Below are 15,515 nucleotides of genomic sequence, written 5' to 3'. Positions count from 1 at the left end.
GTCCCCGCGGTTTGAGGTGGAGCGCCGACGATGGCTCGGCGCGTCCACCTCAACCGGAGGAGGGCGGCGGGCCGTCGTTCAGAAGGTGCAGGTGCCGGGGTCGCCAGCGTCGATGCGCACTCCCTCGTTGCGCGGGACGTCGAGATAAGTGACCGCGATCTCCAGCGCGACGGTGGAGCTCTCGTTGCGGCCGAGGTGGATGTGGCCGTAGCCGGGGTCGACGTAGACCTCGCCGGCCGAGTACGAGTGGCCGATGCAGGACGCGTCGTCGCCGTCGTAGATGGTGAGGGTGCCGGCCTTGATCACCGCGACGGCGATCCCGGGGTGCGTGTGCCAGCCCGTGTGCCCTCCGGGAGCGATGGTGAGGTTCTGCACGACGACGTCGTACGGCGCGTTGCCGCGCGTCTTCACCTTCTCCACCGCGGTCCCGCGAGCGACGACCGTGCCGGACACCCCGGAGCCGGGGGTCGCCGACGCCGGGAGCGCGAGCGCCACCATGGCGCCTGCCGCGATCACTGCAACCGTCTTCGTGTTCATGGCCTCAGCCTTTCGCCCAAGTGCTGTGCCGACGGCTGCAGCGCGGGGTTGGCACAGCCCGGACCTGTGTCGGCACACCAGCAGCGTAGGTCCGGTGGTGTGACCCAGATCACATTTTCGGCGAAAGTGGCGGTGTCCGACGCCCGGTTTGGGGTGACCCGCCGCGGATGTCTCGGCGAGTCACCCCACCCTTTAGGCCGTGATGATGACGACGAGGTTGCGGGGGCCGTGGACGCCTTCGACCCGGTTGAGCTCGATGTCGCTCGTCGCGCTGGGGCCGCTGATCCACGTCAGTGGCTGCGCGGCTCCGGCCGCTGGACGCAGCCGGGCGACGGCGTCCGGCACGTCCGGGACGACCTGGTCGGCACCGATGACGCAGACGTGCGTGTCGGGCACGAGGGTCAGCTCGCGGCGTCCCTGGTCCGGGCCGTGGTCGAGGACGATCGTGCCGGTCACCGCGATCCCGACCCGGGCAGCGGTGACCACCGCATCCACGGCGTCGAGCTGGGCGTGGCTCGTCGCCTCGGCCTCCGGCAGCACGGTCACGGCGTCCCCGAGGCTGGCCGTCCAGGCAGCGTCCAGGCCGCTCGGCACGACGACGGACTGGCATCCCAGCTGCGCCAGCGCGTCCGCGATCGTGGCAGGCACGTCTCCGGCCGCAGCTCGGACCACCGTCGCGCGGTAGTCGGCCACGCGCTCGGAGAACAGCTCCAGCGTGCCCTCGTCACTCTGACCACCGGAATCTCGGGCCGCTGCCGCCGGGCGCTGGCCGGCTGGAGTCGTGATGTCGGCGACGGCACCGCGCACCCTCGCGAGGATCTCGCCCTTCGCGCTCATCGGCCCTCTCCCTTCCCGCGCTCGCGGGCCCACCACTGCCGGAACGACTCCTTCGGCGGCGAAGGCACGTCGCGGGCGTTGGACCACGCCCCCAGGCCGGGCACGGACCGCAGTGGCTTGCCTCCGGTGAGCCGTCCCGCGGTGGTCGCCGCGCGCTGGGCCGCGCCGAGCCGGCGCGGGTCCGACAACACCCAGGCCGCCGCCTTCATCGCAGCCGACTCGGGCGTCCGACCGGCCTCCTCGACCACCTTGCCGCGCAGCTCGACGAGCAGCTCCGGGATGTTGATCCGCACCGGGCAGGCGTCGAAACAGGCGCCGCAGAGGCTGGAGGCGTACGGCAGCGACTTGTCGATCGCGCTCGACGTGCCACGCAGCTGCGGGTTGAGCACCGCGCCGATCGGGCCCGGGTAGACCGAGCCGTAGGCATGCCCACCGGTCCGCTCGTAGACCGGGCAGACGTTGAGGCAGGCCGAACAGCGGATGCACCGAAGGGCCTGTCGGCCAAGGCGATCCGCGAGCACGTGACTGCGGCCGTTGTCGAGGAGGACGACGTGCACCTCCTGTGGCCCGTCGCCGTCATGGACCCCGGTCCACATCGTCGTGTACGGGTTCATCCGCTCGCCCGTGCTCGACCGGGGGAGCAGTTGCAGCATGGTGCCGAGGTCTTCCCAGGTCGGCAGCACCTTCTCGATCCCGACGACCGAGATGAGCGTCTCAGGAAGCGTCAGGCACATCCGGCCGTTGCCCTCCGACTCCACCACGACGAGCGTCCCGGTGTCGGCGACGGCGAAGTTCGCGCCGGAGATGCCGACCTTGGCACGGAGGAACTTCTCGCGCAGGTGCAGTCGAGCGGCCTCCGCGAGCCGCGGCGGGTCGTCGGTGAGGTCTGCGGGTGCAGGTCGCCCGACCTGACCCATCTCGCGCAGGAAGATCTCGCGGATCTCGCTGCGGTTCCGGTGGATCGCGGGCACGAGGATGTGGCTGGGCCGGTCGTGACCGAGCTGCACGATGAGCTCGGCCAGGTCGGTCTCCCAGGCGTTGATCCCCGCGGCCTCCAGGGCCTCGTTGAGCTCGATCTCCTGGGTCACCATCGACTTGACCTTGACGACCTCGTCGACCTCCTTGGAGCGGACGATGTCGAGGACGATCCGGTTGGCCTCCTCGGCGTCACGCGCCCAGTGGACGACGGCGCCGTTGGCCGTGAGGCTTGCCTCGAGCTGCTCGAGATAGTCCCCGAGGTGCGTCAGCGCCTCGTCCTTGGCCTCCGCGCCCGCGACGCGCAGCGCCTCCCACTCGTCGACCTCGCGCACGACGTTGCCGCGCTTGGTCCGGATCGTGTGGGTCGCGTGGCGCAGGTTCTTGCGCTGCTGGGCGTTGGCCAGCTCCTTGCGCGCCGCCTCCGGGAACTTCGGCATCCCGACGAAGGTGGCCGACGTCTGCTGCAGGGGCTGGGTCATGCCGGGTCTCCTTCGGTCGAGGCGAGGATCTCGGCGAGGTGCATGGTGCGCACACCGGACCGCTGCCGGCCGAGGATCCCGCCGATGTGCGAGAGACACGAGTTGTCGCCGGCGACGAGCACCTCCGCCCCGGTGTCCAGCACGTTGCGGGCCTTGTCGGACCCCATCGCGATGGACACGTCGGCGTTCTTGACCGCGAAGGTCCCACCGAAGCCGCAGCACTCCTCGGCCCCGCCCAGCTCGACGAGGTCGATGCCCCGCACGGCGCGCAGCAGCTGGAGGGGCCGGTCACCGACGCGGATCATCCGCAGCGAGTGGCAGGTCGGGTGGTAGGTGACCCGGTGCGGGAAGTAGGCACCCACATCGGTGACCCCCAGGACGTCGACGAGGAACTCGGACAGCTCGTAGACCTTGGGGGCCACCTCGTCCACCCGGCTCATCAGCCGCTCGTCCCCCTCGGCGATCATCCGGTGCTGCTCGCGCACCGAGCCGACGCACGAGCCGGACGGAGCCACGACGGCGTCGTAGTCCCCGAACACGTCGACGAACCGGCGGACGAGCGGAAGGGACTCAGCGGCATACCCCGTGTTGGTGAACATCTGTCCGCAGCACGTCTGCTCCGTGGGGAACTCCACCCTGCACCCGAGCCGCTCGAGGAGGCGGACCGTCGCCTTCGGCGTCTCGGGCCACATCGTGTCGTTGAAGCAGGTGGCGAACAGGGCAACGCGCAGATCAGGTGCCGAGCGCGGCACTGCGCTCACGGCAACATCCACGCGAGAACGGTCGACTGGAGGCCGACGAGGATGCACATCACGATGATGAGCCCGACGCTCCAGAGCACGACCTTGCGGAAGATGTCCGACTCGCGGCCGAGCAGGCCAACGGCGGTCGCGGCGATGGTGAGGTTCTGCGGGCTGATCATCTTGCCCACGACACCGCCCGAGGTGTTCGCTGCGACCAGCAGCGTGGGATCGAGCCCGATCTCCTTGGCGGCGGTCTGCTGGAGCGTCGCGAAGAGGGCGTTGGCGCTCGTATCGGAGCCGGTGACCGCCGTGCCGAGCCAGCCGAGGATCGGGCTGAGGAAGGCGAAGGCCACGCCCGCGCCGGCGATCCACGTCCCGATCGTGATCGTCTGGCCAGAGAGGTTCATGACGTACGCCAGGGCGAGCACGGAAGCCACGGTGAGGAAGGCGAAGCGCATCTTGTGTGCAGTCTGGACGAGCTCGCTCGCCCAGCCGCTGATGCCGACCCCGTAGACGAACGCCACGATGAGCGAGGCGATCAGAAGCATCGTGCCCGGAGAGCTCAACCACGGGAGGGTGTAGGTCGCCGACTTGTTGACGTCGCCCGAGTGGGTGAGGACCTCCCCGGCCAGGCCGGGCCAGGCGATCTTGATGTCCGTGCTCGAAAGCCACGCCTTGACCGCGGGCACGAGCTTCGCGATGGAGAAGATGACGATGACGAGCAGGTAGGGGAAGAGCGCCATCGTGATGCGACCGGGCGACAGGGCTTGGGCCCGGGCGTCGAGCTCCCGCATGTTGGCGTGGTGGTCGTCCGCGGCGAGCGGCTCCGCCGCGGCGTGCGAGCCGGCGGAGCCGGACTGTGCGGTGGCGGCGACCAGGGCGAGGTCGCGCTCGCGCTCCTCGTGGAGGGAGTCGAGGGCCTCCTCGCGACCCTGGGGGTGCCAGGCGCGGAGGAAGAGCACGGCGGCGGCGAGCGCGACGAGCGAGGCGACGATGTCGGTGAGCTCGACGGACAGGTAGGTCGCGGAGAGCCACTGCGCCACGGCGAACGCGAAGCCGACGACGAGAGCGACGGGCCAGACCTGGCGGACGCCACGGCGGCCGTCGGCCATGAGGACGAGCAGAAGCGGGACGAAGATGGCGATGACCGGGGTCTGGTGGCCGACGTAGGCGCCGATCTCCTGGTAGGGGATCTTCGTCAGGGTGCCGGCGGTGATGATGGGGGTGCCGATGGCGCCGAACGCGACGGGCGCGGTGTTGGCGAGCAGCACGATGGCCGCGGCCCGGAGCGGTGAGAAGCCGACGGCCATGAGCATGACGCCGGTGATCGCCACGGGGGCGCCGAACCCGGCGAGCGCCTCGAGGAGGCCGCCGAAGCAGAAGGCGATGATGATCGCCTGGATGCGCGGGTCGTCGGAGATCAGGTGGAACGTCGCCCGCAGGTCCTCGAAGTGGCCCGAGCGGACCGTGACCTGGTAGAGCACGATCGCCATGAAGACGATCCACATGATGGGGAAGAGCCCGAAAGCGGCGCCTTCGGTTGCGGCCAGGGTGGCGAGGCCGACCGGCATCTTGAAGAAGAGCCAGGCGACGATGATCGCGACCGCGACGGCGGACAGACCCGCCCAGTGCGCCTTCCAGCGGAGCACGCCGAGCGTGAGGAAGACGGTCACCAGGGGCAGGAGTGCGATGAGGGCCGAGACAGTGAGGCTGTCTGCGACGGGGGCGATCTCGGGTTGGTAGGCGCTGGGCAGTAGGGCTGCGGCGGTCACAGGTCCTCCGAAGTGCACGACGATGGGCAGGGAAGTGGTCAGACCACTGAATGCGGATGAAAGTAGGCCCGGCTCTGCGGCGCTGTCAAGAGGTCAGACCACTTACTTCCGTATCCTTACCCCAAATGGCATGCTTCTCTCGTGCCAGTCGATGCGCCCACCCACCCACCGGAGGTTGCCGCGCTCCAGGCCTTCGAGAAGGTCCTCCATTGGGTCGACGAGCGCATCCTGACGGGCGAGCTCAAGGTGGGAGACCACCTGCCTCCGGAGCGTGAGCTGGCGCGGCTCCTCGAGGTCAGTCGAGCCGCCGTTCGCGAGGCCGTCCGCACACTCCAGGCCCAAGGCGTGGTCCGCTCCGCCGTGGGCACGGGGGCAGCGGCCGGCACCAAGATCACGTCCGTCTCGGCCCACGCACTGACGCGCCTCCTGCGCCTCCATGTCGCGCTCGCCAACTTCCCGCTGCCGGACGTCGTCGAGGTGCGAATCACCTTGGAGCGGCTCAGTGTTCGCCTCGCGACTCAGCATGCCTCGCCCGAGCAGCTCACCGAGCTGCGCGAGATGGTCGAGGCCATGGCCGAGCCACACATCACGCGGGAGCGGTTCAACGACCTCGACACCGCCTTCCACGTCGCCCTCGCCGCGGCCGCCCGCAACCTGCTCGCAGCCGACATGACGGTGGCCATCCGCGAGTCGATGCGCCTGCCCATCCTCGACCGGTTCCGCCGGCTCGAGGAGTGGGCCGACGTCGTCGACGCCCTGCGTCGCGACCACGAGGCGATCTACGCTGCCATCGCCGAGGGTCGTGCCGACGATGCCGAGCAGGCCGTCGAGGCCCACATCCGCTCCGCGTGGCAGGCCCTCACCGCGGCCGACCACGAGTGACGCTGCCGCCTTTCCTATGCTGAGGCGCATGAGCGCCGACGACGGGACCGGGCACGGCCGGCACGGCCACCACGACGACGACCACGAGCACGGTCGCGACCACCACCACGACCACGACCACGAGCACCACCACGAGCACCACCACCGGGGCGGCCTTGTGGGTTGGGTCCAGGAGGTCTTCCGCCCGCACAGCCACGACTCGGCGGACTCGGTGGACCGAGCGCTGGAGTCGAGCGCCGCAGGGATCCGCGCGGTCAAGATCAGCCTGGTCGCGCTCCTGGCCACGGCCCTGGCCCAGGCCGTCGTCGTCGCGCTCACCGGCTCGGTGGCGCTCTTCGCCGACACGGTCCACAACTTCTCCGACGCACTGACGGCGGTGCCGCTCTGGATCGCCTTCGTGCTGGCCCGACGCCCGGCCAACCGGAGCTACACCTACGGCTACGGCCGGGCCGAGGATCTCGCCGGGGTCTTCATCGTCCTGATGATCGCGCTGTCCGCCGTCCTCGCCGGCTGGGAGTCGATCCGGCGGCTCGTCGACCCCCAGCCGCTGACCCACCCCTGGGTCGTCGTGGCCGCCGGTCTCATCGGCTTCGCCGGCAACGAGCTCGTCGCGCTCTATCGCATCAGGGTCGGTCGGCAGATCGGGTCTGCGGCCCTGGTCGCCGACGGTCTGCACGCCCGCACCGACGGCTTCACCTCACTGGCCGTCGTCCTCGGCGCCGCCGGGGTCATGGCCGGCTTCCCGCTCGCCGACCCGGTCATCGGGCTCGTCATCACCGTCGCCATCCTCTTCGTGCTCAAGGGAGCCGCGCGGGACATCTACCGGCGACTGATGGACGCCGTCGACCCCGACCTCGTCCTCCTCGCCGAGCGGACGCTCGCGGAGACACCCGGTGTCGCCGAGGTGGAGTCGGTGCGGCTGCGCTGGATCGGTCACCGGGTCCACGCCGAGGCGGAGGTCGCCGTGGACGCGGGACTGTCCGTCGTCGACGCCCACGGCATCGCCATCGAGGCCCACCACCGACTGCTCCACCATGTCCCGAAGCTGGCCCGCGCCACCGTCCACGTCAGTCCGGACGGCGCCACCGGCGCGGAGCAGCACCGCGTGCTGGACCACCATCTCGACGGCGCCTGACCAGGCGTCAGGCGTCAGCCGGTGGCCGAGGTCGTCTCCTCGGGGTCGGGGAAGAGCCGGCCGAGCATGTCGGCGAGGGTGACGACCCCGACGACGCCAGCCCCGTCGGTGACGACCGCCAGCTCGTTGCTCGTCTCACGCATCTGGCGGAGCGCCGCATACACGGGCGTGTCGCCGGTCAGCGAGAACACCGGCCGCATGACCGACTGGACCGGTCGTTCGCCCGGCACGGCGAGGGTGTCCCTGACGTGGACCACTCCGTCGACCGAGCGGCCCGCGCCCACGAGGATCCGCAGGTGGCCGGACTCGAGCGTGGCCCGCTGCACGTCCCCGGCGCTCGCCGTCGGAGCGACCATGGTGGGGGCGTTCTGCGGCCCGACGAGGTCCCCGACGGTCAGCGTCTCCAGCTCGAGGGCGCTCGCGAGCTGAGTCGAGTAGCTCGCGTCGAGGGCCCCGACATTGGCCGAGTGCTCGACGAGGTGCAGCAGGGCCTGCGGGTCCTGGCCCCCGGACACCTGGTCGGCCGGCTGGACGCCGAACCGCAGCAGGATGGCGTTGGCGCTCGAGTTGAGCGCTCGCAGAGCCGGACGCGTCAGCCACATGAAGCCCCGCATCGGCAGCGACAGGAGGGTCGCGGACCGCTCGGGGTGGGCGATGGCCCAGGACTTGGGTGCCATCTCGCCGACGACGAGGTGGAGGAAGGTGACGATGGCGAGGGCGAGCACGAAGCCGGCCACGTCGGCAGCCAGCGGCGGCAGCCCCCACGTCGCGAGGATCGGGGTGAGCCAGTGGTGCACAGCCGGTTTCGTGATCGCACCGAGGGCGAGGGTGCAGACGGTGATGCCGAGCTGCGACCCCGCAAGGAGCAGGGTCAGCTCGTTGGCGCTGCGCAGCGCGGCCCGGGCCGCCCGGCTGGTCGGGGCGGCGTCCTCCAGGCGGTGCCGCCGCGCGGCGATGAGGGCGAACTCGACGGCGACGAAGAACGCGCTCAGCGCGATGATCGCGATCGTCGTGATGATGACCGGAAGGCTCATCGACCGTCCCCCCTCTCGTCGGCCGGTCCGTCGACAGCGACGGTTCGGCCCTCGCCTCGCGGGTCGTCGATCGTCAGCCGCAGCAGCGACGGGACGTGACGCTCGACCTCGAGGACCTCGGCGGTCACGGACCGGGTCCGGGGGGTGTCGTCGGAGATGAGGTCGGCGGGGTCGGGCTGCAGCTCGATCCGGACGGTCGCGCCCACGTCGGGCAGGTCGCCGAGCTGGGCGATGACCAGGCCGGCCACCGTCTCGTAGTCGCCCTGCGGGAGCTCGTGGCCGAGCGCCCGCTCGACCTCGTCCACATGGACGTCGCCGGGCATGACCCACGTGCCGTCGTCGTCGACGACGGGCTCGTTGGGTGCGTCGGGGTCGTGCTCGTCGGTGATCTCGCCGACGAGCTCCTCCGCCAGGTCCTCGACGGTGATGATCCCGGCGAAGCCGCCGTACTCGTCGACGACGCAGGCCAGCTTGTCTCCGGTGGAACGGAGCTCCGCGAGCACCGCCGGCAGGCGCATCAGGGTCGGCACGAGCACGGCCGGGCGGGCGAGCGAGCTGACGGGTGTGTCGAGTGGCGCGCTGGTCGCGAGCACGTCCTCGAGGTGCACGACCCCGACGACGTCGCCGGTGTGGTCGAGGACGGGGTAGCGCGAGTGGCCGGCTGCCATCGCCTCGCGCAGCCGGCCCAGGTCGTCGCGCTGGTGGACGACGTCGACGCGGGTGCGGGGGATCATGGCGTGCTCTGCGTCCTGCTCGGGGAAGTCGAGGATGCGGTCGAGGAGCACGGTGAGGTCCGGTGGGAGGTCCCCGCTCTGTCCGGACTCGGCGATGATGTGCTCGAGGTCGCGGGGCGTCGCGGAGTGCTCGACGTCGTGCACCGGCTCGATGCGCAGCGCCCGCAGGAGCAGGTTGGACGCCTGGTCGAAGACCCAGATCAGCCAGCCGAAGACCTTGAGGTAGAGGAGGGTGGACCGCGACAGCCCGCGCGCGACCGGCTCGGACCGGGCGATGGCGAGGTTCTTGGGGACCAGCTCGCCGAAGAGCATCTGGACGAGCGTCGAGACGAGGAGGGCCACGACCGTCCCCACCGCGATGCCGACGCCGGCCGGGACGCCGCTCCAGCCGAGCATCTCGCCGAGGGACCCGCCGATGAGCGGCTCGGCCACGTAGCCGACGAGCAGCCCGGTGACGGTGATCCCGAGCTGCGCGCCGGAGAGCATGAACGAGGTCCGCCGCGTCACCCGCAGCGCTCGCTCGGCGACGTCGTCGCCGGCCGCCGCCTGGGCACCGAGCCGGGACCGGTCGACCGCCATGTAGGCGAACTCCTGGGCGACGAAGTAACCGGTGGCCGCGGTGATGAGCACGACGACGACCAGTCCAACACCGAGGGCGAGCAGCGGGCTCACGCAGACACCATCCCCTGCATCACGGCGGGCAAGGGATGGCGGGGATCGTCAGAGGGGTCCATGGCTCTCTTCGGTGGCTCTCTTCGGTGGCGGGCGGACGGTGGGCCAACGACCCGCCGTCCGCGTCAGTTCCGGAACCACCACGGTCCCAGATAGCCACGCTCCCCAGCCACCACCCCACTCGGCGGTATGCCGCTGAGCCGGCCCAGCGGCATACGGCAGGGTGGGGTTCCTCCCGCCCTCAGCGAGCGCTGGGCGGCAGGGTGTGCCGGAGCACCTGCTGCTCGGCGTCGAGGAGGTAGCCGCGCAGCGACGCGGCGGCCGCGCTCCGGTCGCCGCGCTCGAGGAGCCGGACGATCTCGTCGTTGCGCTCGAGGTAGGGCTCGTGGAAGCCCTCCTCGCTGTCCATGAGGTGGAAGACGAGCCGCATCTCGGCGAGCACGCCGGCCATGAGGTGGTCGACCCGCCGGCTCTGGCCGAGGCGGGTGATGGCGCGGTGGAAATCCTGGTTGGCCTGCGCGATCCCGGCCGTGTCGCCCTGCTCCTGCGCGGTCCGGGCGGTCTCGACGATCTGGCGCAGCTCGGCCGGGGTGTCGTCCGACCAGCCGGACCCGTACTCGAGGGCGCTCGGCTCCACGAGCAGGCGGGTGGCGTAGAGGTCGTGGATGTCGTCGGCCGTCGGGGTGGCCACGAAGACGCCGCGGTTCGGCTCGCGGGCGGCGAGGCGCTCGGAGATGAGCAGCACGAAGGCCTCGCGGATCGTGTTGCGGGAGAAACCGAGCGCCGCGCTGATGGTCTCCTCGGTCAACCGGGTCCCGGAGCGCAGGCTGCCGTCGACGATCTGCTCGCGCAGGGCGTCCGCCACCCGCTCGGCCGCAGACGGCTGGGTGGGGAGCCGATGGGGGATGAGGCGCAGGGCCTCGCTGAGCACGCGGTTGGGCACAGGGTCACTCTAGGGCTTCCGGCGGCAAGAATTGCCCTATTGCAGGATTGTTGAGCAATCCGGTACCTTCACTGAATGGCCACGACGAGGTGGCCGTCCCGGCGTCGGCACCCCGGCGCCCGAGAGTTGGGAGCAAGCCTTGGTCGACCAGACCGCCCAGATCGAGAAGCCCGAGCGTCGAGCCCCATCCCCGTCGGGTCGCAGCGCGCTCCTCGGCGCGATGTTCCTCATGGCCACCTCGGCCATCGGCCCCGGGTTCATCACCCAGACGACGAACTTCACCGTCCAGCTCGGCGTCGCCTTCGCCTTCGCGATCGTCGCCTCGATCCTCGTCGACATCGCGGTCCAGATGAACGTCTGGCGTGTCATCGGCGTCTCCGGCCTTCGGGCCAACGAGCTGGCCAACCGCGTCGCTCCCGGGCTCGGCTGGGCGCTCGCCGCGCTGATCCTCACCGGTGGGCTCGTCTTCAACATCGGCAACATCTCCGGCACGGGCCTCGGCACCGACGCCATGCTCGGCGTCGACCCGAAGGTCGGGGCCGTCGTGTCCGCCGCCATCGCCATCGCGATCTTCCTCGTCAAGCGGGCCGGCGCGGCCCTCGACAAGATCGTCGTCGTCCTCGGCCTGGTCATGATCGCCCTGACGACCTACATCGCCTTCACGACGAGCCCGCCCGTCGGCCTGGCCCTCAAGAACGCCGTCCTGCCCGAGGAGATCGACTTCCTCGCCATCACCACGCTGATCGGCGGCACCGTCGGCGGCTACATCACCTACGCCGGCGCCCACCGGCTCATCGACACCGGGCGCACCGGCCCCGAGCACGCGAACGAGATCTCCAAGGGCTCGGTCTACGGGATCATCGTCACCGGCATCATGCGGGCGATCCTCTTCCTCGCGGTGCTCGGTGTCGTCCACGGCGGTGCGGTGCTCGCCGAGGCCAACCCGGCCGCGAGCGCCTTCGAGCAGGCTGCGGGCCAGTTCGGTCTGCGGGCCTTCGGCATCATCTTCTGGGCCGCGGCGATCACCTCCGTCATCGGCGCGAGCTACACGACCGTCTCGTTCCTCACGACGCAGCAGACGTCGCGGCGCACGCGGGACCTCATGACCGTCGCCTTCATCGTCGTCTGCACGATCCTCTTCCTCATCCTCGGCAAGGCACCGGTCAAGCTGCTCGTCTTCGCCGGCGGGTTCAACGGGCTGATCCTGCCGCTCGGCTTCACCGCGATCCTCTGGGTGGCGTGGCGCCGGCGTGACCTGCTGCGCGGCTACGTCTACCCGAAGTGGCTGCTCGTCGTCGGTGTCCTCGCCTGGCTCCTGACCCTGTGGCTCGGCTGGCAGTCGCTGACCGGTCTCCAGGCCCTCTGGGCCTGACGGAAGGGACCATGGCAAGGATGGCGACGGTGGGGACCCTGCGGATCGACCTCAACTCCGACCTCGGCGAGTCGCTCGGCACGTGGCGGCTCGGCAACGACGAGGCGATGCTCGACATCGTCACGAGCGCCAACGTGGCCTGCGGCTTCCACGCCGGTGACAGCCTGACCCTCCAGCAGACCTGCGCTGCAGCGGCGGAGCGGGGCGTCGTCGTCGGGGCGCAGGTCGGCTACCGGGACCTCGCGGGCTTCGGCCGGCGGTTCATCGACATGGAGCCGGCCGAGCTGACCGCCGACGTCATCTACCAGATCGGCGCGCTCGACGCCCTGTGCCGGGTGGCCGGGGCGCGGGTGGAGTACGTCAAGCCCCACGGAGCGCTCTACAACGCCATCGTCACGCACGAGGAGCAGGCCGCAGCGGTCGTCGCTGCCGTGGTCGCGGTCGACCGGAGCCTTCCCGTCATGGGCCTGCCGGGCTCGGTGTTCCTCGGGCTGGCCGCCGCTGCCGGGCTCCGCACTGTTTCCGAGGCCTTCGCCGATCGGGCCTACACGCCCGAGGGGCACCTCGTGTCGCGGCGGCAGCCAGGTGCGGTCCTCCACGACCCGCAGGAGGTGGGGGCGCGCATGGTCCGGCTCGCCACCGAGGGCCGGATCACGGCCATCGACGGCACCGAAATCGAGGTGCGGGCCGACTCCATCTGCACCCACGGCGACTCGCCGGGGGCCGTCGAGATGGCCCGCTCGGTGCGGGACGCCCTGACTTCCAAGGGCGTCGAGATCGCCCCGTTCACCCGGTAGGGCGCCATGACGGATGTGACCCCTGCGGCAGCCGCCGCCGCGCCCCCGCTCCGGCTGCTGCCCATGGGCGACGCGGCGCTCCTCCTGGAGACCGACGGGATCGATGCCGTGCTGGCGATCGATGCCGCCCTGGCCCCGCACGCGGAGGCGGGCGAGGGGGTCTGGGCCGAGGTCGACGACCTGGTGCCCGCTGCGCGCACCCTGCTCGTCGTGGCCCGGCCGACGACCGACCTCGCCGCCCTCGGCAAGGCCGTCGTGGCCGCGGCAGCCGGGGCCCGGCTCGGGCAGGGGCCGGGGGAGGGCCGGGTCGTCGAGATCCCGGTCCGTTACGACGGGCCCGATCTGGCCGACGTCGCCGAGCTCACCGGCCTCAGTCCTGCCGAGGTGGTCGCGGCGCACACCGGCACGCCGTGGCGGGTCGGCTTCGGCGGCTTCGCCCCCGGCTTCGCCTACCTCGTCGGTGGCGACCCCCGGCTCGAGGTCGCACGCCGCGCTGACCCGCGGACCAAGGTCCCGGCCGGGTCCGTCGGTCTCGCAGGCACGTTCAGCGGGGTCTACCCGCGGGAGTCGCCGGGCGGCTGGCAGCTCATCGGGACCACCGAGGTCGTCCTGTGGGACGCGGAGCGCCGCCCGCCGGCCCTGCTCACGCCGGGCAGCACCGTGCGGTTCGTGGAGGTGGCGGGATGACGCGCCACATCGAGATCATCGAGCCGGGTCCGCTGACGCTGGTCCAGGACCTCGGCCGCGTGGGTCACCTGGCCGTCGGGGTGGGTCGCGCCGGCGCTGCGGACGTCGGCTCCTACCGTCTGGGCGGCCGTCTCGTCGGCAACTCGGACGGCTGCGCCGCGCTCGAGGTCACCTTCGGTGGCCTCAGCCTCCGGGCCCATGGCGACATCGTCGTGTGCCTGACGGGCGCCCCTGTGCCCGCCGAGGTCGACGGTCGCGCCCAGGCCCACGCGACTCCGTTCACGCTGCGGGACGGCCAGGTCCTCTCTCTCCGTATGCCGCTCAGCGGGCTCCGCACCTACGTCAGCTTCCGCGGTGGGCTGGCCGTGCCCCAGGTGCTCGGCTCGTCGTCCACCGACACGATGTCCGGGCTCGGGCCGGAGCCGCTCCGGGCGGGCCAGCGGCTCGAGATCGGTCAGCGCACCGAGGGACTCCCGCACGTGGACCACGCCGCCGTGGCGCCCCCGGCCGCCGGGGTCGTCGAGCTGGCCGTCCTGCCCGGCCCCCGTCGGGACTGGTTCGCCGACCCCGGTCGGCTGGCCGCGGCCGAGTGGGTCGTCTCGGGACGCAGCGACCGCAAGGGGATCCGCTTCGAGGGGGAGCCGATCGAGCGGCATACGCAATGGCGTGACGCGGAGCTGCCGAGCGAGGGAATGGTCCGGGGCGCGATCCAGGTGCCGCCCAACGGGCTGCCGGTGCTGTTCCTCAACGACCACCCCGTGACCGGCGGCTACCCGGTCATCGGTGTCGTGCGTTCGGCCCACGTCGACCGGGCGGCGCAGCTCCAGCCCGGACAGCAGGTCCGCTTCCGTTGGGAGGAGACGCGATGAGTTCGACTGAACGGCAAGGCGTGCGGCAGGCACCTGGCGTGCCGAGCGACCCGGCGTCGCTGGCTCCAGAGGCGGCTCGGCGACTCTTCGCGGAGGGACTCACGGTCCCGACCTCGGGATGGTGTGCCGGCTACGCGCAGGCCAACATCATCGCGGTGCCGCGCGGTCTCGCCTTCGAGACGCTGCTCTTCGCGCAGCGCAATCCGAAGCCGTGCCCGATCCTCGACGTGCTCGACGCCGGCGAGGTGCGTGGCGGCGTCCTCGGGGGCGCGGATCCCGGGTCCCACGCGGACATCCGCACCGACGTGCCGCTGTATCGCGTCTACGAGCGGGGCGAGCTCGTCGCCGAGGTCGCCGACGCTCGCGGGCACTGGCGGGACGACCTCGTCACCTTCCTCGTCGGCTGCTCCTTCACCTTCGAGCACCCGCTGCTCGAGGCCGGTGTCCCGGTGCGCCACCTCACCGCCGGGCGCAACGTGCCGATGTATGTGACGTCGAGGCAGTGCCGCCCGGCCGGGCAGCTGTCCGGGCCCCTGGTGGTGTCGATGCGCGGCGTTCCGTCTGCTCTGGTGGCCGACGCGGTCCGCGTGACGTCGCGCTACCCCGCGGTGCACGGCGCTCCCGTGCACGTCGGGGACCCGGGCGCGCTGGGCATCGGCGACCTGGCCGCCCCGGACTTCGGTGACCCGCCCGTCCTCGAGCCGGGTGACGTGCCGGTCTTCTGGGCGTGCGGAGTGACGCCACAGGCGATGGTGATGGAGTCCAGGCCCGAGATCGCCATCACGCACGCCCCGGGCCACATGCTCATCACCGACGCCCGCGACAGCGCCTACGCCGTCCCCTGACGAGGGCGCCGGCGGGTCCCCTCAGTGACCCCGCTTACACCACCCTTCCGTATGCCGCTGGGTTGCCTAGCGTGGACAGGTACAGGAGGCAGGTCGGCCGGCGGCGTAGGGCCGGATCCGGCTGTGACGGGGCGCACGTCCTCGGCCGACTTACCCGGGATACCCCCGGGGGTAATTTGGAGAGGGTTGGTCCATTCGT

General features: G+C 71.4%; 15 protein-coding genes. 7 read left to right on the top strand and 8 right to left on the bottom strand.

All coding sequences use genetic code 11. From position 1 onward, the window contains the following. Positions 1 to 78: 78 nt before the first annotated feature. From OO014_RS07415 to OO014_RS07395, 5 genes are all read right to left on the bottom strand, one after another. Positions 79 to 537 carry a hypothetical protein gene (locus OO014_RS07415; RefSeq protein WP_272461655.1) on the bottom strand — a complete coding sequence of 153 codons (459 nt, stop codon included), beginning with the start codon at positions 535 to 537 and terminating at the stop codon, positions 79 to 81. Positions 538 to 729: 192 nt separating this feature from the next. Next, positions 730 to 1,374 (bottom strand): LutC/YkgG family protein, encoded by a 645-nt coding sequence (locus tag OO014_RS07410; RefSeq protein ID WP_272461654.1) that lies wholly within the window; start codon positions 1,372 to 1,374, stop codon positions 730 to 732. Then, a complete protein-coding gene (locus tag OO014_RS07405; RefSeq protein ID WP_272461653.1) occupies positions 1,371 to 2,831 on the bottom strand; it encodes a LutB/LldF family L-lactate oxidation iron-sulfur protein in 1,461 nt (486 codons plus the stop codon). The genes OO014_RS07410 and OO014_RS07405 overlap by 4 nt, the downstream gene beginning before the upstream one ends. Next, positions 2,828 to 3,592 carry a (Fe-S)-binding protein gene (locus OO014_RS07400; protein WP_272461652.1) on the bottom strand — a complete coding sequence of 255 codons (765 nt, stop codon included), beginning with the start codon at positions 3,590 to 3,592 and terminating at the stop codon, positions 2,828 to 2,830. Before OO014_RS07400 ends, OO014_RS07405 begins: the two co-directional genes overlap by 4 nt. Then, entirely contained in the window at positions 3,589 to 5,346 is a 1,758-nt protein-coding gene (locus tag OO014_RS07395; protein ID WP_272461651.1) for an L-lactate permease, read from the bottom strand. The genes OO014_RS07400 and OO014_RS07395 overlap by 4 nt, the downstream gene beginning before the upstream one ends. 141 nt (positions 5,347 to 5,487) lie before the next feature. Between OO014_RS07395 and OO014_RS07390 the strand changes: the two genes are divergently transcribed. Next, positions 5,488 to 6,228 (top strand): FadR/GntR family transcriptional regulator, encoded by a 741-nt coding sequence (locus tag OO014_RS07390; protein ID WP_272461650.1) that lies wholly within the window; start codon positions 5,488 to 5,490, stop codon positions 6,226 to 6,228. 28 nt (positions 6,229 to 6,256) lie between these two features. After that, complete coding sequence (locus OO014_RS07385; protein WP_272461649.1) at positions 6,257 to 7,363, top strand: cation diffusion facilitator family transporter; 1,107 nt, start codon at positions 6,257 to 6,259, stop codon at positions 7,361 to 7,363. A gap of 14 nt (positions 7,364 to 7,377) precedes the next feature. Here the strand turns inward: OO014_RS07385 and OO014_RS07380 are convergent, their stop codons facing one another. The 3 genes from OO014_RS07380 to OO014_RS07370 form a co-directional block, all read right to left on the bottom strand. Beyond that, positions 7,378 to 8,397, bottom strand: a complete 1,020-nt coding sequence (locus tag OO014_RS07380) for a hemolysin family protein (RefSeq protein WP_272461648.1) — start codon at positions 8,395 to 8,397, stop codon at positions 7,378 to 7,380. Then, positions 8,394 to 9,803, bottom strand: coding sequence for a hemolysin family protein (locus OO014_RS07375; RefSeq protein WP_272461647.1), 1,410 nt, complete (start codon positions 9,801 to 9,803; stop codon positions 8,394 to 8,396). Before OO014_RS07375 ends, OO014_RS07380 begins: the two co-directional genes overlap by 4 nt. Positions 9,804 to 10,044: 241 nt before the next feature. After that, the gene (locus OO014_RS07370) at positions 10,045 to 10,746 is read right to left on the bottom strand and encodes a GntR family transcriptional regulator (RefSeq protein WP_272461646.1); all 702 of its coding nucleotides are present in this window, start codon (positions 10,744 to 10,746) and stop codon (positions 10,045 to 10,047) included. Positions 10,747 to 10,885: 139 nt separating this feature from the next. Between OO014_RS07370 and OO014_RS07365 the strand changes: the two genes are divergently transcribed. Genes OO014_RS07365 through OO014_RS07345 form a run of 5 tightly spaced genes read left to right on the top strand, consistent with a single transcriptional unit; the run spans position 10,886 to position 15,316 of the window. After that, positions 10,886 to 12,118: an NRAMP family divalent metal transporter gene (locus OO014_RS07365; protein WP_272461645.1), complete on the top strand. Its 1,233-nt coding sequence runs from the start codon at positions 10,886 to 10,888 to the stop codon at positions 12,116 to 12,118. Positions 12,119 to 12,138: 20 nt separating this feature from the next. Beyond that, entirely contained in the window at positions 12,139 to 12,915 is a 777-nt protein-coding gene (locus OO014_RS07360; RefSeq protein ID WP_272461644.1) for a LamB/YcsF family protein, read from the top strand. A 6-nt stretch (positions 12,916 to 12,921) separates the two neighbouring features. Continuing rightward, complete coding sequence (locus OO014_RS07355; protein ID WP_272461643.1) at positions 12,922 to 13,602, top strand: 5-oxoprolinase subunit B family protein; 681 nt, start codon at positions 12,922 to 12,924, stop codon at positions 13,600 to 13,602. After that, on the top strand, positions 13,599 to 14,471 hold the full coding sequence (locus OO014_RS07350; RefSeq protein WP_272461642.1) for a biotin-dependent carboxyltransferase family protein: 873 nt from the start codon (positions 13,599 to 13,601) through the stop codon (positions 14,469 to 14,471). The genes OO014_RS07355 and OO014_RS07350 overlap by 4 nt, the downstream gene beginning before the upstream one ends. Next, complete coding sequence (locus OO014_RS07345) at positions 14,468 to 15,316, top strand: putative hydro-lyase (protein ID WP_272461641.1); 849 nt, start codon at positions 14,468 to 14,470, stop codon at positions 15,314 to 15,316. The genes OO014_RS07350 and OO014_RS07345 overlap by 4 nt, the downstream gene beginning before the upstream one ends. Positions 15,317 to 15,515: the final 199 nt, after the last annotated feature.

The organism is Intrasporangium calvum (genome assembly GCF_028446585.1).
Taxonomy (GTDB): domain Bacteria; phylum Actinomycetota; class Actinomycetes; order Actinomycetales; family Dermatophilaceae; genus Intrasporangium; species Intrasporangium calvum_A.
Note: the sequence above shows the minus strand (reverse complement) of the source record. Positions and strands in the feature narration are given on the sequence as shown.